This is a genomic window from Candidatus Synechococcus calcipolaris G9 (assembly GCF_029582805.1).
In the GTDB taxonomy this organism is placed as follows: domain Bacteria; phylum Cyanobacteriota; class Cyanobacteriia; order Thermosynechococcales; family Thermosynechococcaceae; genus Synechococcus_F; species Synechococcus_F calcipolaris.
The window spans coordinates 1,052,352-1,069,410 of sequence record NZ_JAKKUT010000002.1 but is presented as its reverse complement, the minus strand read 5'-3'; the positions used below and the strand labels follow the sequence as shown (position 1 = coordinate 1,069,410).

Genomic DNA, 17,059 nt, shown 5'->3' with positions numbered 1-17,059 from the left:
AGACCCCTAGCCCCTGGAAGCTGGGTTGTCGTCGAGCCAGATCATCCCCCAAAAGTAAGGGAAATAGTAGGGTCAGTAGACAAAAATACGATGCTCATTAGGTGAATAAAGCGGCGGGTCTGCCATTGATGCCAAAAATCAGCCCAATTGCCCTGGGTGACACCATAGCCCACCAACCCAACTGTTGCCAGTAGCAGCAGAATACCCGTACCGCGCCATTCCCATATCCGCAATCCCCAGTCTAGGGGGCCCTGAAACGTCGGATTAGGGCGACGAAGGGCTAGGTAGGGAATGAGGGCAAAGGCTCCCAACAAAAAGCCACCTGCGGCAAAGAGCCACCCAGGTAATTTTTGTCCGCGGCCATCCACTAGCACAACCGCCGTATAAATGAACGGCCAAATCCCCATCAGATTAAATAAGGCAATGACTAGGGGGTTAATGCCCTGCCAGGGGCCGCGGATCAGTCGCCCAATCAGATCCAAGGTATCGGGGTGATCCGGTGGAGCCAGGAAAAAACCATAGCCCATGAATGCCAACCAAAGGGTAAATAAACTAATTGTCTTGATCATGGCATGGGGGAACCTGTGGGGCGATATGTTCTATGGTATGTCGATTTTTCATCGTTGGCAGCCTGAATGTAAGGTCTTGGGTCTGTTGCCGCTTCTTTTTGTGATTGCGGCGATCGATCGCCTATCGGTGTTGGCGATCGCCCTGGGGGGAATGGCACTGGTGTATGGGGGTGCGGGTCTCTCGTGGCGGCGATGGTGGCAACGACTGGCGGTGCTGGCGGTATTTTTCCTAGGGCTAGGATTACTCCTGTTGTTTCAGGGGGGGGAAACCCCATGGTTGCGGTGGGGGGGACTGGTAATTTTTTGGGAGGGATTGCGGGCGGCTCTGGTTTTGGCGGGGCGGTTGATCACCCTTGCCACCCTTGCCATGGTGTTACTGGAAACGACCACATTTTCAGCATGGCTCCAGGTTTTACGTACCTTTGGCATCCCCCCCTTTCTGACGGATGTGTTGGTGTTGAGCTATCGATATATTTTTGAGTTGCGGCCGATGTTGGTGCGGATGCAGCAGTCCATGATGTTGCGGGGGTTTCGTCCCCATTGGCGGCGGTTGGGGCGCATTGCGGCCTTAATTGGCACTTTTTTAATTCGCAGTTACGATCGCTCTGAACAGGTCTATCGGGCCATGCGGTTACGGGGGTATGGGCTGCGATCGCGACAGCAAAAACGCACCTATCCTCGGCTGTATTCTTACCATGGCTTGGGCATTGGTGTTTGTTGGCTGGTGGGAATTGTAATGTACTACTATGGAGCCAGTTAATCCATGGAAAACAATGCCACGCGCCCCCAGTGTCAGTTCCATTCAAGCAGAAATAGATAGACTCGTTAACCTACACGGCTATGATAAGGCGATCCTTATTCAGTTTGCCTCCTTTGTCAAAGGCAAAAAACTACAATTAACGTTGCCTGAACTCAAAAAAGCAGTTTATCGACACTTTCAAGTTAGTTCAACCCCAAAATTAAAGGCGTCGGGTTCATTCCAGATGGCCACCGATGGCATGAATTTGAGCCTCAGCCAGAAGGAATCTTGGAAAAAAATCTATCGTCGTTGGATCGGGGTTCTACCGGATGAAGACGGCGTGACCGGGGACAATTGCATTAATGGCATCAACATTTTCGACTACGATTTGCCCTGGCGAGTGTTTGGACTAGACCGGCATACTGCCACAGACAACGACATCAAGGCAGCCTACCGGGAACTCAGCAAAACCTACCACCCTGACCAGCCCACGGGGAATCCAGACATTTTCAATCGCCTAAATGTATTCTACCGGAGTCTATTGGGGAAAGGCTAATGCCCAAAGTCTGGATCACGGCTGAAAAACTAATCAAGGTTCTTAACATCACGGAACAAGAGTTGCTGGACATCCAAGATTTTTTCGATAGCGATCCTAACGACAGATGGGAATTACGCCCAGATCGTGATTATCGAGTGATCAACCAAACCACCGGCTTACGGGATTATTCCGACACCGGAGCCTATGCGATCGCCTCTTACATTGCCTTCAAAGACAAACAACGGGATAAGGGTTTCCTGAGCTGGTTTCGGCAACTTCTAAAACAATTCAAAAAAGACGTTAGACGAGCCTTCATCCATCAAAGCATCCTCTACAATAGTTCGTCCTTAGTCCGTAGAAGTGACAGATTTTTCCTCAATGAACGCGATATTGTAGCTATTTTTGCAACTCGGCGTGACTTCCTCAGGAGGATGGCGGCTCAAGCCGAACCGTCCTTGATTGTGGGTCAAGACTATTACCATGACATTGATAAAGACATTCGTTACTATTCCTTGTCAGGGATTCTGATCCTATCTAAAGAATTTAGTCAAAGCTTAGTGAGGAGGAATCGGCAGGAATGGTGTAAACAGATGGGCGATGAAATCCAACCCACCATCAACACCATTGTTAAAAAGATTCTAAATCGAGGCAAAGAAATCGAGAAAGCCAAAAAGCAAGCCAGACGACGGGATAAAAATACCTGTCTTGTCACTGGACTCAAACCATCTGTGATCAACTCCCCTAATCTGGCTTCCCATCACCTATATGCTGCGGCCCATTATCCCCACCTAGCTGGGTCAGTTGACAATATCATCACTATTGCCCAAAACGTCCATAATCATTTTCATCAAAGCCTAGGGGGTAAGCAAAAGCCTTGCACCGTAGATGATTTCATTAACTATGTCCATGAGTTCCACCCCCAAAACCTAGAGGTGTCCACTTGGCTGCAACAGCAAAAAGCTAAACTGCCTCCCCCTGGCCCATTATCAGACGATGTTCCATTGGTGTTGTTTTTGCCACCTAGTCGAGTATCAAGTAACAATTGCTAGGATCATCCGATGATGTACGCGATCGCCCCAAATTTTGAATTAATCGAGGTGCCCTATAAAAATCCACTGTTTTCCCTTGAATCAATGGCATGGATCCCAAACCCTTTTTGTTGTCCCATCGTTCACATCAAACCATGCTATCGACTTTAGTATGAGCGCATAGCCACACCGCCTTTGCCAATTTTTCGGAGTGCCCTAAAGTTTATACCAGTGCCTAATTCTCCTTCGCGGCTCCTGCAAACCCTGAGTCAAAACCTGTTTCCAAAACTGCCCGATCAGGAACAATTTATACAAGCACTGCTTCAGCCCCAACCCTATCCACCGGCGATTCTTTGGATTCAACCAAAGCCAGCCGTTCTCCCCTTTGCGATCGCCCCAGCCGTTGCCTGGCAACCCTCCTTTGTCGATCGCCTCAGTTTAGAGAGCAAGCCCGGCAAGCATCCCCTCCATGACCAAGGGGCCTACTACTGTTTAGACCTTTCCTCTGTTTTTGCTGCCGTACCCCTAATGGAACTCGCCGCAAAAGCCCCTAAAACCAATCTTGTGGTGGATCTCTGTGCCGCCCCCGGTGGAAAAAGTCTCTTTGCTTGGCGTAGTATCCAACCCGACCTCCTCCTCTGCAATGAAGTCATTGGCAAACGCCTAGGGATGCTCATTTCAAATCTGAAACGCTGTCAGGTGGATCCGGTGGCGGTACTCCATGGAGATGTGGCCACCTTAGCTCCCGTCCTCTGCCAATCCGCAGACGTGGTAATTGTAGATGCTCCCTGTTCCGGTCAATCGCTTCTCGCTAAAAGGACAAAGGTGGAGGGATGCTTTCATCCAGTAACCATTCGCCATAATCAACGCCGTCAAAAGCGTATTTTGGCCGCTGCTGCTGACCTAGTAGCTCCCCAGGGGTGGTTACTCTACTCTACCTGTACATTCTCAAAGGCGGAAAACGAAGGGGCGATCGCCTGGTTTTTAAGCAAATTTCCCCAATTTCAGCCCCAAGCGGTTCTCGCCCTGAAGGATTGGCAATCCCACCTTGCCCCATTTCCCTGCTATCGCCTCTGGCCCCAAAGTGGTTTAGGGGCAGGGGCATTTACGGTTTTGCTGCACAATAGTGCCCCTAGTGAACCTGAGAGTGAACCACAGCCCCTAGGAACCGATTGGAAACGCTATCAAAAATGGTCAAGTTTCGACTAACCTAAAGAATAGTCCAGTTACAGCCCTTAGGAAACCGCAATGTCAGAAATGTTAATGTTTAATGCCCTCCGGGCAGCCATTGACGAAGAAATGGAGCGGGATCCCACCGTACTGGTGATGGGGGAAGACGTGGGCCACTACGGCGGCTCCTATAAAGTGACGAAGGATCTATATAAAAAGTATGGGGACTTGCGCCTTTTAGATACCCCCATTGCTGAAAATAGCTTTACGGGGATGGCCGTGGGAGCCGCAATGACTGGACTGCGGCCCATCGTCGAAGGCATGAATATGGGCTTTTTACTCCTGGCCTTTAATCAAATTGCCAATAATGCTGGGATGCTACGTTACACATCCGGCGGCAACTTCAAAATTCCCATTGTGATTCGTGGCCCCGGCGGTGTCGGTCGCCAACTGGGGGCAGAACATTCCCAGCGGCTAGAGGCCTATTTTCAGGCAGTGCCCGGCTTAAAAATTGTCGCCTGCTCAACGGCCTACAATGCCAAGGGACTCTTGAAATCAGCCATCCGGGATGAAAACCCCGTTCTATTTTTTGAGCATGTCCTCCTTTACAACCTGAAGGAAGACCTACCGGATCACGAATATTTAGTTCCTTTGGATAAAGCAGAAATTGTTCGCCCTGGCAAGGATGTCACTATTCTCACCTACTCACGGATGCGACACCATGTTCTCCAAGCGGTGAAGACCCTGGAAAAAGAGGGCTACGATCCCGAGGTCATTGATTTAATTTCCCTTAAGCCCATTGATTTTGCCACGATTGGCCCCTCCATTACCAAGACCCATCGGGTGATCATCGTCGAAGAATGTATGAAAACCGGCGGGATTGGCGCGGAACTGGTTGCCTCGATTACGGAGCGGTACTTTGATGAGTTGGATGCCCCTGTTTTGCGGCTCTCTTCCCAGGATATTCCCACTCCCTACAATGGCAAACTAGAAAATTTAACCATTGTGCAACCTCCCCAAATCGTGGAAGCGGTGCAAAAAATGGTTACAGGGCAGGTGTAATTCATGGGTAAGCATCGAGGCTGGATTGCTGTTATTTTAGTTTTACTCTTGGCGGCAACCTGGGTAATTGCCCGAACTCCACCCCGATTAGGTTTGGACTTGCGTGGTGGGGCCCAGCTAACCTTGCAGGTGGAAACGACGGAAAAAGTACCCCAAATAACCCCCCTTGTTTTAGAAGCGGTACAGCGGGTTGTCGAAAACCGGATTAATGGTTTAGGGGTGGCCGAGGCGGTTGTCCAAACCTCTGGAGAGGATAAGCTGCTAGTGCAACTGCCAGGGGTGAGTGATCCCCAACAGGCGGAGCGGGTGCTCCAGGGGACGGCCCAACTAGATTTTCGTTTTCAAAAACCCGGAACCGATGCCCAACTCCAAATTGAGCGGCAACTCCAATCAGAACTTTTACTACAGCAGGCCCAACTCCTAATAGCTCAGTCGGACAATCAGGGGAATGCTACGGTCTTAGCCGAAAACGAAGCAGCCTTAGAAGAAAATCGTGACTCTCTAGAAAAAAGTGAGCAGGCGATCGCCGACCTCTTCCAAAAAACCGACTTGACGGGGGCAATGTTGCGGGAAGCCTTTGCCAGTCCGGTGGCCCCCGGTTCGCCCAATTGGAGTGTGGTGGTTCGCTTTGACACCCAAGGTTCAGAGCTATTTGCTAATCTGACCAGGGAAATCGCGGGCACGGGCCGATCCATTGGTATTTTCCTGGACGATCGCCTGATTAGTGCCCCCACCGTATCCGTGGAGTATGCCCAAACCGGTATTGCCGGGGGTAGTGCCGAAATTTCCGGTGGCTTTAATGCCCAAAGTGCCAATGATCTAGCAGTACAACTCCAGGGTGGAGCCTTGCCTGTTCCCCTTGAAGTGGTGGAAAATCGCACCGTGGGAGCAACCCTGGGTCAAGATAGTATTCGTAAAAGCTTGATTGCCGGCTTGGGGGGATTGGTCTTAGTGCTGATCTTTATGGTGGCCTACTACCGTTTACCGGGGGCGATCGCCGATGTGGCGTTAATTCTCTATGCCACGTTTACCTATGCGGTATTTTTGCTCTTTGGTGTCACCTTAACCCTGCCAGGTATTGCCGGATTTATTCTCAGTATTGGCATGGCGGTGGATGCCAATGTCCTGATTTTTGAGCGGACTCGAGAAGAACTGCGGGCCGGACGTACTCTTTATCGCTCCGTAGAAGCAGGCTTTGATCGGGCCTTTTCCAGTATTTTAGACAGTAATATTACCACTCTGATTGCCTGTGGGGCCCTCTTTTGGCTCGGAACCGGCCTAGTGCGCGGGTTTGCCGTTACCCTGGCGATCGGGGTTGGTGTGAGTATGTTTACGGCACTCACCTGTAGCCGCACCTTTTTGTTCTACGTGATTACCATTCCCAGTTTGCGGCGGCCCCGCTGGTTTTGTCCCAAATTGGAGGCGGTGAAATGACCTTTAGTGTGGTGAAACAGCGATCGCTCTGGTGGGGAATTTCCATTGTTTTCTTGGTCAGTGGCATCATTGCCATGGTGATCTCCTGGAGTAATCCAGAGATTCGCGCCCCCCTTCGGCCCGGCCTAGATTTTATTGGTGGGACACGGCTGCAATTTGAACTGGAATGTACCACAACCCAAACCTGCGATCGCCCCATTGACCTCAGTCAAGCCCGGGAAATCCTCACCCAAGAAGGGCTAGGCAATAGCAGTATTCAGGTCTTGGATCAATACGGCCTCTCCATTCGCACCCTACCCCTAGACGTTAATCAACGCACCCGCCTCAAAGACAAGCTGGAAGCAACCCTGGGCACCTTTGACCCCCAGCAAGTGCAGATTGAAACCGTGGGCCCCACCCTAGGTCGCCAAATCCTAAATTCTGGTCTTTTAGCCTTATTTGTATCCTTTATTGGCATTACGATTTATTTAACCATTCGCTTTCAGTTTGACTATGCCTTTTTTGCCCTCGTAGCCCTAGTCCATGATGTCTTTGTCACGATGGGAATTTTTGCCATTTTGGGCCTCGTCCTAGGCATTGAAGTGGATAGTCTATTTGTGGTTGCCCTGCTAACGATCATTGGCTTTTCCGTTAACGATACCGTTGTCATCTACGATCGCATCCGCGAGAATATTAAAATCCATAGCGACTTACCCATTAACGAAATTGTAGATACCGCCGTCAATCAAACTCTGGGGCGATCCATCAACACCACCATGACGACCCTGTTGCCCCTAATCGCCATTTTCATCTTTGGTGGTGAAACCCTGCGCTACTTTGCCCTGGCCCTGATTATTGGTTTTGTCATGGGAGCCTACTCTAGTATCTTTGTGGCCAGTACCCTCCTAGGCTGGTGGCGAGAGACTAAAAATATGAAGCAAAAACATGCCTTGAAAACTTGATATTTACATCATATTCATCGAAAGAGCTTAGGAGAAATCCACCCCGATCGCCACTTCTGGGGAAACAGTTTGATCAGGTTTTAGTGAACGATTGGTCTGGGTCTGCGAATCCTCGATCATTGTGTTCATATCTTGACCACTGCGGATCGCACGCTCTAAGAGTAGGTTTAGGGTTGTGCGTACTGCAATGATGATGACCAAACGAGCAATATCTTCCCACTGACTGGACAGCATCGTTTTGAGAATGCTACCCCAACAAAAACTCAGTCCTAGGGAAAGATATCCATGGCAAGGCGACTACGTTGAAACGTGACCGGGGTTTGGGCCTTGAATAGAGACGACTTCAAGAAAAATAACGTAAGGCGCGAACAATACCCACAGAAATAACAAAAATTGCCAATAGTTGGCAAGTACTGATTAAAATGCCACTTAAGGCCCGCACCAAGCTAGCCAAGTTCATGCCAAGGAGTTCAATATCCATAGGGTTCATTCTAACTCACTAACTCTAGCTCACTAACTCAAGACCAGTCCTACAAGACCCGCCAAGCCAATGTAGTAGACCGCTGGAGTCAATAACCAGCGAATTAAAACGCCCTCCATCCCCAACAGGCCCACCGTTGCCGCCGCTGCCACAATATTAGGCACACAAATGATATTTCCCGCCGAAGCCCCAACACATTGCAACGCTAAAATGAGTGGTTGCGACAGGTTGATTTTTTCTGCCATGCCAAACTGAAATAGGGAAAACATCATATTACTCACTGTGACACTGCCGGCGACAAAGGCTCCAATTAATCCAACCACTGGAGCAAATAGAGGCCAACTGTCTCCCACGATCAATGCCAGTCCATCAGCTAATTCCAAGGGCATACTCTTTAGCCCTAAGCCATTGCTTCCCGAGTTAATAAATACCCTTGCCAACAAAACGGCGGCGCCCAAGGCCAAGCTGACATTTAAGAGAATTGGAACCGTACTTTTGACGGCGTATTGAAATTTTCTCCATTCCATCCGATGCAGGAAATACGTTATTCCTACCACAAATAACAAAATTGTTGGCGGTAAATACAGGGGTTGGGTTGTTACCGTTAAGGTGGTACCCAATAAATTAGAAATCGTAATTTGCCAGGCCTGGAGTCCATTTTTTAAGGGGGGCACAATCCGCGATAGCACGAGACATACACCCACTAGTCCATAGGGTAACCAGGCCAAGATCGGATTCATTAATTGGGTTCCTGAATTTATCATTTCTGGAGAGTCTTCGGGACGGTTGCTCCCCCAAAAGTCTGGCCATTGGCCTCGCGCTGGAAAATCCCATGGGTCTGCTGGAACCAGCCACTTCTGTTTTGCCACAAAAATCGTTATCCCTAGGCCAAGCAAGCCGCCAACTAAGGTGGGAAATTCTGGGCCAATGAAAATCGCCGTTAGTAAATAGGGAATCGTAAAGGCCAAACCCGCAAACAGCGCAAATTTCCAAGCCCCGAGTCCTGCCCGCCAAGACCTTTCGGCTCCAAAAAACTGGGTGAGAGTCACCGCCAAAATCAAGGGAATAAAGGTACCCACTATGGTGTGAATAATTGCCGCAGAAATCCCCACCTGCTTCAAAAAGAGATCAACGTTACCACCAAAATGACTCAAAACCTCCTCAAATGCCGGAACGCTCTCTAGGCCTGCCCGGATGCCAATCACAATTGGCGTACCCACTGCCCCAAAGGTGGAAGGGGTACTTTGAATGATGAGGGCCATCATCACCGCCGCTAGGGCTGGAAACCCGATCGCCACCATCAAAGGGACGCAAATGACCGCTGGGGTGCCAAATCCAGAGGCTCCCTCAATAAAGCTACCAAACAGCCAGGCAATAATCATCACTTGGATCCGCCGATCCTCCGTAATCGACGTGAGACTGTGGCGAATGGCCGGAATTGCCCCCGATAACTGGAGCGTGTTTAATAGCAAAATCGCGCCAAAGACAATATATAAAATCTCTAGGGCAATGACCCCACCCTGCACCGTCGCCGCGGCCACCCAATGAAAGGGAACTCGCCACAAAACCAAGGCAATGATCACCGTGACTCCATAGGCTACCGGCATCGCTCGATTGGCAGGCCAGCGTGCCCCGATCAGCAACAGGAACACCGTCACAATGGGGACGAGGGCAATCAGGGCGTACATCACCAAGGTAAAACCAGAATCCAACAAGAGTATTCTAGTCAACTAGCTTTACCTTGACCTCTAGCTGGATATATAGGCATCAAAACGTCTAGGGATGCAGTTCCCTGGAAACCGTCAAAACCGATTTCAAGTATTTAGGAATTCATTGAATTGGCATAGGTCACTTGGGGGTCACAGTGGGGCCAAAGCCGGTTATATCAAGATTCGTAGCAAAACCTTGACGAGGCTAATCCAGATTCGTAGAATGCAGAGTAGATATTCACTCTTCATCTATGCAAAATCCAGCATTCAGTTTTAAGGCTTAGCAATTAGGACTCAATGCTGTTTCGCCAGGTTCCCGTATCCGGTCGTGTCTAGGGTACTTAACTAAAAAACTGGCTTCCATATGGTTTGGATTTAGGATTAACAGGAGTAAAACTGTGTTCAAATTGCGTCATACCGCTTTAGCTGCTTTAGCAATTGCAGCAACGGGCCTAGGGTTAGTGGGAATGGTTCCTGAGGCCGAGGCCCAGAGTGCAAAGGCTGTTCGGGGTGTTGTCACCAATATTGATGGTGATCTAGTAACGATGCGCCAACCTTGGGGCGAAGATATTGTGGTTGTTTTCGATCGCAAACATCGTCAGCGTCCCTTCCGGGCTGAAGTTGAAGAAGGGATGGATCTAGCCGTTATTCTTGATCCTCGCTATCAAGAGCCTACGGCCAAGATTCTTTGTGCAGCCATTGTACCGGCTCCGCCCTACGTTGCTGTGCAACCTCTGCAAATTCCCGCTGTGAGTGCCCCACCTCCCCGTCCTGTGGTTGCGCCGCCGCCTGCTCCCCAACCCCCACCACCGCAGATCCTTTTCTACTAGGTCTGGGGTTGTATTAGCTGCATTAATTTAATGACCTAGTTATTTTGTTTCTTCACATTTGGAAGGGAGGAGTTGATGATGTTGCGTTGGTTACAGTCAGGCATCTTAGCATCGGGTTTAGTTGGGTTAGCAGCCTTGCCTGGTTTGGCCCTGCCCCTAGGAACCGCAGCCTTAGAAACCGCAGTGAGTCGGGCCCCCAGGACAGAGCCAAATCCGTTACTATTACCGGATATTGCCTTACTGGAACTGCCGGCCCTCCGCGAAGCTTCTCCCTTCCTTCCTACCATGGAGCGTAAATTGGTGTTGCGGCTGAGCGATCGCCGCGTTTATCTATATGAAGGGGAACAGGTTCTCGCCAGCTATCCGGTTGCCATTGGTCGAGCGGGTTGGGAAACGCCCCAAGGGTCTTTTCAGGTGTCCCACAAAGTAGTTGATCCCATTTGGCAAAATCCCTTTAATGGCAATGTTGTCCAGCCAGGGCCTAATAATCCCTTGGGCGATCGCCTGATTGTCTTTGCGCCCATGGGCAATAAAGGTTTTGTCGGCTTTCATGGCACCACCAATGAGTCATTAATTGGTCAGGCGGTGTCCCACGGTTGTGTGCGGATGAAAAATAACGATATTCGTGCCCTATTTGAGAAAGTGGAAGTGGGAATGGCGGTCATTGTCCAGCCTTAGGCATGGTTGATTTTGTCCCTGGCGGTCCCATCGATCCTGTCTCTAAACGTATGCCGTTAGAGGCGAGTGGGGTCTATATCTGTCCCGTATGTCGCCATGGGCAAATTTCCCAAATGGTTCTGATGGATGCCTTTGCCTGCAACTTTTGCCGCCATATTCTCTCCGTTAACTTTGAAACCCAAACCGTTCGCCTAGAAGATAGTAGCCAGGGGTTTCGTTGGCAGTGGATGGGTCAGGGTTGGCGATCTCTCCATCAACGCCCCATGGAATTTACCTATACGGTGGTGGTACTCGGTATTCTATTTGTGCTGATGCCACCGGCCTTGGTCTGGCTGGGGTATCATACCTTTCCTCCCTTACCGGATGCGCCGGGACACTGGTTTCCCCTGGTTTGGGTGGGTCTGACGTTTTGTGCCCATTTAGGCGTTGTTCTGCGTCTCTGTTTAGATGTCTACCAGCCGATTTTAGTTCGCCTAAGGCGATTTCTTTGAGGATGCCTTGGATTATTTTTGGGTTCTTTCTTTTCTAGGGTGGTCAGACTCACGATAAAATGAATTTTGTTTAACTGGAGACATCGCGATCATGGGGCAAGAAATTTTCAATACCTCTGTTATTTCCTTTACGCTTGTTCTTGTCGGTCTTGGTCTCGGCTATCTCTTGCTGCGCCTAACTCCCGATGATTAACCAGTCATGCTCCAAACGAGTCATGATTCAAGTGAGCAGGTCTATGGGGGAGGTTGCCACTGTGGGTCTGTTCGGTTTCGGGTAAAGATTCGTCAATGGCGGGCGATCGCCTGTAACTGTTCGATCTGCACAAAGAAAGGATTTTTGCACCACATTGTTCCTCCCTCAGATTTTGAATTATTACAGGGGGACGATGACCTTACGACCTACCGCTTCAATACAGGCACGGCCCAACATTTATTTTGTCAACACTGTGGGATTCATCCCTTTTACCATCCCCGCTCCCACCCGGATCAGATTGATGTGAATCTGAATTGTTTGGACGAGCCGAACCTGCGGGAAAAATTTGAGGTGGTAGCTTTTGAGGGCCGGGCCTGGGAGGAGAATATTGCCAGCATCCGTTAGCTTAAAATTTTTGGCCACGACCACCTTGGCTCTACCCATGGTTTGCTTTGCCGCCCAGCCCAGTTGGGGCGATCGCCCCCTGAATGTTGTCTATCCGCCCCAAACGCACCGAACCACGGCCGCCCAAATTTTCTTTATTGGTACCGCCAACCCCAATTTACCCGTTCTCCTAAATGGCCAGGTGATTGAGCAGCGATCGCCGGCGGGTCATTTTTCCCCATCCATTCCCTTGCAGTGGGGCGAGAATCAGATCACCCTTCAGGCTGGGGAGCAAACCCTCACATTTCAAATTCATCGCCAAGCCCTTGAACCCGATGGACTCACCACCGCCGCAGGTTTTCGGATTTTAGAACCCACGGCAAACCTAGCACGGCAACCGGGGGAACCCCTCTGTTTTACAGCTCTGGCTAGTCCGGGCGATCGCCTGCGGGTTCAAGTTGGCCCCAAAACCGTTAATTTATCCGCCATTGATGGTTCAGGCATTTTAGCTCCAAATACAGCGGCGTTAATTGATCAAACCACGGTCTATTCCTCCCCCAGCCAAACCTATCGGGGCTGTACCGCCCTTGATACCCCTGGGGACTACGGCCAAATTCGCTGGCATCTGGGCCAAGGTTCTAGTGACCAAACCGTCGAACCCGGCACAACCCTGGAGATTCTGGATCCAGCCCAACTCCCCAGGATTACAGTCATTCGCCCCGAAGGCGGCATTGCCCGCACCGGCCCAGGGACAGATTATTCTCGGTTGACCCCCTTACCCCCCGGAACCCGGGCCCAGGTAACTGGACGCACGGGGGATTGGTTACGTTTAGATTATGGTGGCTGGATTCGTGCCTCAGAAACCCAATCGCTGCCCCTGGCAACACCCACCCAGGCTAGGATTCGTAGTATTATTGCCCGCCCCCAATCCGGTTGGACAGAGATTACCTTTCCCCTAGAGTTGCCTGTCCCCGTGACCGTTACCCAGGGCGATCGCCACTTTACCTTGACTCTCCACAACACCACGGCCCAAACCGATGTCATTCGCCTGGATCCTGACCCAGTGATTCAACGCCTCGACTGGGCCCAAGTCAGTCCTAGCCAGGTGCAATATCGTTTCCAGCTCCATTCTCCGCAGCAGTGGGGCTATCGCCTCCGGTATGAGGGGAATCAACTTATTGTAAGTCTCCGCCATCCGCCGCCCCAACCACGGGGCAATCAACCCCTCAGCGGTATTAAAATTCTCTTGGATCCGGGCCATGGCGGCCCAGAAGACCTAGGGGCACGGGGGCCCGATGGTACCCCAGAAAAAGAAATGACCCTAATTTTGTCCCAGCACTTGGCGCGGGATATGGAACAGCTAGGGGCCACCGTCATCTTGACTCTCGAGGATGATCGGGATTTAGACTTGCCTGAGCGCGTTGCCCTCATTGATGCCACTGAGCCGACCCTGGCCCTAAGTATTCATTACAATGCCTTACCCGATGCGGGGGATGCCTGGAATACCCAGGGAATTGGTACGTTTTGGTATGAACCCCAAAGCCACAGTTTAGCCATCTTTCTAGAGGAATACCTCAGCCGTCGCCTGAACCGTCCCCGCTATGGTGTGTTTTGGAATAACTTAGCCCTAACCCGTCCTACCGTAGCCCCAGCGGTACTCTTGGAGTTGGGATTCATGATTAATCCCGAAGAATTTGAATGGATTACGGATCCCCAGGCCCAAGCAGCCCTATCCCGCACATTGGCCCAGGGCATTCAGGAATGGCTAGACACCGTTCTCGTGCCACACCCCTAGGCGATCGCCCTATAATGTGAGTCAATCTGTCTGACAAACCAGCCCGAAACAACATGGTAGGTCATGGTCATGAGTGATTCAACAACTCAATCGGAACTAAGCCAGGTGTTGGATGGTATCCGGCCCATGCAGTCCCAGATTCAGAACCTAACCCTAGAGGTTAAGGTTAATCAAACAGAAACTAGGGAAAAATTCAACACGATTGATGAAAAGTTTGACAAAGTATAAATCAAGGTACAGATACTTTATTCCATATAGGTTAAATTAACAGGAGCATTTGGCGATGGGTTTGAAAACTGGACTGGCACGGGCGATTAGTGGATGTCTACCATTCATTTTTCTGGTTGGTTCAGCCGCCACCGCTGCCACCACCACCCTCAAGGATTCCCCTAAGGCCCTAGTGGATGAAGCCTGGCAGTTTATTAATAAGAATTACATTGATCCCCAGTTTAACCAGTTAGATTGGTCATCGATTCGTACCGAGTTGTTATCTCGTCAATACGGCGATCGCCAGCAGGCCTATCGCACCATCCAGCAAACCCTGACGAAGCTCAATGATCCCTACACCCGTTTTTTACCGCCCCAAGAATATGGCCAACTCCTGCGCCAAACCCAAGGACAACTGGTTGATGTGGGCCTAACCCTAGCGGAAATGGGAGAAAGTTTTCAAGTTGCTGAAATCACCTCCGGTTCTATGGCCGCAAAGGCCGATCTAAAAGTGGGGGATGAAATTGTTGCCATCAATGGTCGTGGTAGCGATCGCCTCACCCTGGAACGGGCTACCTATCTATTGCGGGGAACAGCGGGCACAAAACTGGTTCTTTCTGTCCGCAGGGGCGATGGCGAAATCTTTGCCGTTGAAATCACCCGGGAAGGCGAAATTCCCACCACAGTTCTCTACCAAGTCATGGTGGTGGGCCCCAATCGGATTGGCTACATTCGCTTGAATGGGTTTAATTCCCACTCCAAGGAACAAATGGAAACCGCCATCACCACATTGGCCGAACAAAATGTGCAGAGCTATATTCTGGATCTACGCCATAACCCAGGGGGGCTGTTAGAAGCAGGTATTGACATTACCCGCCAGTGGCTCCCTGCTGGTGTCATTGTCCGTATCCAGCATGGTGATAAAGAAGATGAAATTCGGGCCAATCAACGGGCAATTACGGATTTACCCCTAGTTATTTTGGTGAATCAGGCCTCCGCCAGTGCCAGTGAAATTTTAGCGGGGGCCCTGCAAGATCATGGCCGGGCCCAGGTGGTGGGAACCCGCACCTTTGGTAAAGTTCGCGTTCAAGCCGTCCATGAAATGGGGGATGGTTCTGCCCTGGTTGTGACCGTGGCACGGTATCTCACGCCAAAGGGTACGGATATTTCCGAGGGGGGGATTACCCCTGATGTCTTGGTTCCCAGTCATCCTGCCACCGATATGCAGCTACGGATCAATCCCCACGCCATTGCTACCGTTCAGGATCCAGTTCTGCTGCGGGCCCTAGAGTTATTGATCCTTCAACAACGCTCCTCCCGTTAAGATGGGGATGGCTTGTTTTTTATTCTGCTTAAACATTAATATTAACGGACTTTCCCTTAGGTTGTGTTCATGAAACCCCTGCGTTTAGGTGTATTGGCATCGGGTTCAGGTACCAATTTTGCGGCCCTAGCTGAAGCCATTGCCCAGGATCAGTTACCCGCCCAAATTCATGTGTTGATTTACAATAATCCCAAGGCTAAAGTCGCTGAACGGGCCCAAGCCTGGAAGATTCCGGCTGAACTCCTCAATCACCGAGATTTTCCAAGCCGAGAGGCCCTAGATGAGGCAATTGTCCGGGTCTTGCAGGCCTATGACGTAGATTGGGTGGTGATGGCGGGTTGGATGCGAATTGTCACGCCGGTATTGTTGCAGGCCTATTCTGACCGGGTGATTAATCTCCATCCCAGTTTGTTGCCCAGCTTTAAGGGGCTCCATGCGGTGGAGCAGGCCTTGGCCGCAGGGGTGAAAATAACCGGCTGTACCGTCCATCTGGTGAGCCTAGAGGTGGATAGTGGCCCCATCCTTGCCCAGGCGGCGGTGCCTATCCTGGCGGGGGATACTCCAGAAAAGCTCCATCAACGCATCCAAGTCCAAGAACACCAGATACTGAAACAGGCGATCGCCCAGATCGCTAAAAATCAAGGGGATTTCTAAGGAACCTTAAACCTGAAGTAAATCAGTACGGTAAGCTAGATCCCATAGCGGTAGACAGACACCCCCGTCTGTAACTTAGAGAGGATCTGTGCTGCAACGACTGAAGCAAGCCATTAAGAATGATCTGATTGCCGGTTTATTGGTGGTCATTCCCCTAGCCACGACTATCTGGTTATCCTTTACGGTATCCACCTGGGTGATCAATCTGTTTACCCGTGTCCCCAAGCAACTGAATCCCTTCAAAACCTGGCATCCCCTGCTCCTAGACCTGCTCAATTTCTTTATTGGCATTACGGTTCCCCTGGTGGGAATTCTCCTGATTGGTTTAATGGCCCGTAATTTTGTCGGCCGCTGGTTTCTGGAGACCGGGGAAAATATTCTCAAGCGTATTCCCCTAGCAGGATCGGTGTATAAGGTTCTACAACAACTGCTAGAAACCCTCCTACGGGACTCTCGCAATCGCTTTCGCCGCGTGGTTCTCGTGGAATATCCGCGCACGGGCCTGTGGTCCTTGGGATTTGTCACGGGCAATGTGAGCGGTACGCTCCAAGAAAACTTTAATCAGGCTATGCTCAGTTTGTTTATCCCCACCTCGCCCAATCCAACAACGGGATGGTATACCTTAGTTTCCGAGGAAGATGTGATTGATCTGGATATTTCCATTGAAGATGCCTTTAAGATAATTATCTCCGGTGGCATTGTCATTCCCGATAGTTTTAATGGTAAATCTAGGGGAACAGGGGCGATCGCCCGTCCTGAAGCTGAATCCGTTGACGTTTTACCCCCCAAACCACCCCTTTCTCCCAATTCACTCTCCCCAGGCATGAGCTAG

The 17,059-nt window shown here is 50.6% G+C and carries 20 protein-coding genes and 1 pseudogene; 17 read left to right on the top strand and 4 right to left on the bottom strand.

The window, feature by feature from the left end; all coding sequences use genetic code 11:
* Nucleotides 1-41: 41 nt before the first annotated feature.
* Nucleotides 42-569 carry a DUF2834 domain-containing protein gene (locus tag L3556_RS08065; protein ID WP_277866773.1) on the bottom strand — a complete coding sequence of 176 codons (528 nt, stop codon included), beginning with the start codon at nucleotides 567-569 and terminating at the stop codon, nucleotides 42-44.
* On the opposite strand from L3556_RS08065, the gene cbiQ reads away from it, so the two are divergent.
* The 7 genes from cbiQ to secF all read left to right on the top strand — a co-directional run bounded on the left by cbiQ (nucleotide 568) and on the right by secF (nucleotide 7,481).
* Nucleotides 568-1,329 carry a cobalt ECF transporter T component CbiQ gene (cbiQ, locus tag L3556_RS08060; protein ID WP_277866772.1) on the top strand — a complete coding sequence of 254 codons (762 nt, stop codon included), beginning with the start codon at nucleotides 568-570 and terminating at the stop codon, nucleotides 1,327-1,329. The two genes, L3556_RS08065 and cbiQ, sit on opposite strands and share 2 nt — an antisense overlap.
* Nucleotides 1,330-1,342: 13 nt before the next feature.
* Nucleotides 1,343-1,864 carry a J domain-containing protein gene (locus tag L3556_RS08055; RefSeq protein WP_277866771.1) on the top strand — a complete coding sequence of 174 codons (522 nt, stop codon included), beginning with the start codon at nucleotides 1,343-1,345 and terminating at the stop codon, nucleotides 1,862-1,864.
* Nucleotides 1,864-2,895: a hypothetical protein gene (locus L3556_RS08050; RefSeq protein ID WP_277866770.1), complete on the top strand. Its 1,032-nt coding sequence runs from the start codon at nucleotides 1,864-1,866 to the stop codon at nucleotides 2,893-2,895. Before L3556_RS08055 ends, L3556_RS08050 begins: the two co-directional genes overlap by 1 nt.
* Before the next feature lie 210 nt (nucleotides 2,896-3,105).
* The gene (locus L3556_RS08045) at nucleotides 3,106-4,083 is read left to right on the top strand and encodes an RsmB/NOP family class I SAM-dependent RNA methyltransferase (protein WP_277866769.1); all 978 of its coding nucleotides are present in this window, start codon (nucleotides 3,106-3,108) and stop codon (nucleotides 4,081-4,083) included.
* A gap of 39 nt (nucleotides 4,084-4,122) precedes the next feature.
* Nucleotides 4,123-5,106, top strand: a complete 984-nt coding sequence (locus L3556_RS08040) for an alpha-ketoacid dehydrogenase subunit beta (RefSeq protein ID WP_277866768.1) — start codon at nucleotides 4,123-4,125, stop codon at nucleotides 5,104-5,106.
* Between the two features lie 3 nt (nucleotides 5,107-5,109).
* Nucleotides 5,110-6,540 carry a protein translocase subunit SecD gene (gene secD, locus L3556_RS08035; RefSeq protein ID WP_277866767.1) on the top strand — a complete coding sequence of 477 codons (1,431 nt, stop codon included), beginning with the start codon at nucleotides 5,110-5,112 and terminating at the stop codon, nucleotides 6,538-6,540.
* Entirely contained in the window at nucleotides 6,537-7,481 is a 945-nt protein-coding gene (secF, locus tag L3556_RS08030; RefSeq protein WP_277866766.1) for a protein translocase subunit SecF, read from the top strand. The genes secD and secF overlap by 4 nt, the downstream gene beginning before the upstream one ends.
* A gap of 27 nt (nucleotides 7,482-7,508) precedes the next feature.
* Here the strand turns inward: secF and L3556_RS08025 are convergent.
* From L3556_RS08025 to L3556_RS08015, 3 genes and pseudogenes are all read right to left on the bottom strand, one after another.
* Nucleotides 7,509-7,751 (bottom strand): annotated as a pseudogene (locus tag L3556_RS08025) (DUF1622 domain-containing protein); the annotation flags it as partial.
* 73 nt (nucleotides 7,752-7,824) lie between these two features.
* A complete protein-coding gene (locus L3556_RS08020; RefSeq protein WP_277866765.1) occupies nucleotides 7,825-7,962 on the bottom strand; it encodes a hypothetical protein in 138 nt (45 codons plus the stop codon).
* A 32-nt stretch (nucleotides 7,963-7,994) separates the two neighbouring features.
* Nucleotides 7,995-9,674 carry an L-lactate permease gene (locus tag L3556_RS08015; RefSeq protein WP_277866764.1) on the bottom strand — a complete coding sequence of 560 codons (1,680 nt, stop codon included), beginning with the start codon at nucleotides 9,672-9,674 and terminating at the stop codon, nucleotides 7,995-7,997.
* A gap of 395 nt (nucleotides 9,675-10,069) precedes the next feature.
* Between L3556_RS08015 and L3556_RS08010 the strand changes: the two genes are divergently transcribed.
* The 10 genes from L3556_RS08010 to L3556_RS07965 all read left to right on the top strand — a co-directional run bounded on the left by L3556_RS08010 (nucleotide 10,070) and on the right by L3556_RS07965 (nucleotide 17,059).
* Nucleotides 10,070-10,501: a hypothetical protein gene (locus tag L3556_RS08010; RefSeq protein ID WP_277866763.1), complete on the top strand. Its 432-nt coding sequence runs from the start codon at nucleotides 10,070-10,072 to the stop codon at nucleotides 10,499-10,501.
* 75 nt (nucleotides 10,502-10,576) lie between these two features.
* A complete protein-coding gene (locus L3556_RS08005; protein WP_277866762.1) occupies nucleotides 10,577-11,179 on the top strand; it encodes a L,D-transpeptidase in 603 nt (200 codons plus the stop codon).
* A 2-nt stretch (nucleotides 11,180-11,181) separates the two neighbouring features.
* Entirely contained in the window at nucleotides 11,182-11,670 is a 489-nt protein-coding gene (locus tag L3556_RS08000) for a hypothetical protein (protein WP_277866761.1), read from the top strand.
* 91 nt (nucleotides 11,671-11,761) lie between these two features.
* Nucleotides 11,762-11,863, top strand: a complete 102-nt coding sequence (gene petM / locus L3556_RS07995) for a cytochrome b6-f complex subunit PetM (protein ID WP_277866760.1) — start codon at nucleotides 11,762-11,764, stop codon at nucleotides 11,861-11,863.
* A 6-nt stretch (nucleotides 11,864-11,869) separates the two neighbouring features.
* Complete coding sequence (locus L3556_RS07990) at nucleotides 11,870-12,268, top strand: GFA family protein (RefSeq protein WP_277866759.1); 399 nt, start codon at nucleotides 11,870-11,872, stop codon at nucleotides 12,266-12,268.
* Nucleotides 12,252-14,042 (top strand): N-acetylmuramoyl-L-alanine amidase family protein, encoded by a 1,791-nt coding sequence (locus L3556_RS07985; protein WP_277866758.1) that lies wholly within the window; start codon nucleotides 12,252-12,254, stop codon nucleotides 14,040-14,042. Before L3556_RS07990 ends, L3556_RS07985 begins: the two co-directional genes overlap by 17 nt.
* Nucleotides 14,043-14,111: 69 nt before the next feature.
* Complete coding sequence (locus L3556_RS07980) at nucleotides 14,112-14,270, top strand: hypothetical protein (protein WP_277866757.1); 159 nt, start codon at nucleotides 14,112-14,114, stop codon at nucleotides 14,268-14,270.
* Nucleotides 14,271-14,325: 55 nt separating this feature from the next.
* On the top strand, nucleotides 14,326-15,573 hold the full coding sequence (locus L3556_RS07975; protein ID WP_277866756.1) for a S41 family peptidase: 1,248 nt from the start codon (nucleotides 14,326-14,328) through the stop codon (nucleotides 15,571-15,573).
* Nucleotides 15,574-15,642: 69 nt separating this feature from the next.
* Nucleotides 15,643-16,227: a phosphoribosylglycinamide formyltransferase gene (gene purN, locus L3556_RS07970; protein ID WP_277866755.1), complete on the top strand. Its 585-nt coding sequence runs from the start codon at nucleotides 15,643-15,645 to the stop codon at nucleotides 16,225-16,227.
* Between the two features lie 88 nt (nucleotides 16,228-16,315).
* A complete protein-coding gene (locus L3556_RS07965) occupies nucleotides 16,316-17,059 on the top strand; it encodes a DUF502 domain-containing protein (protein ID WP_277866754.1) in 744 nt (247 codons plus the stop codon).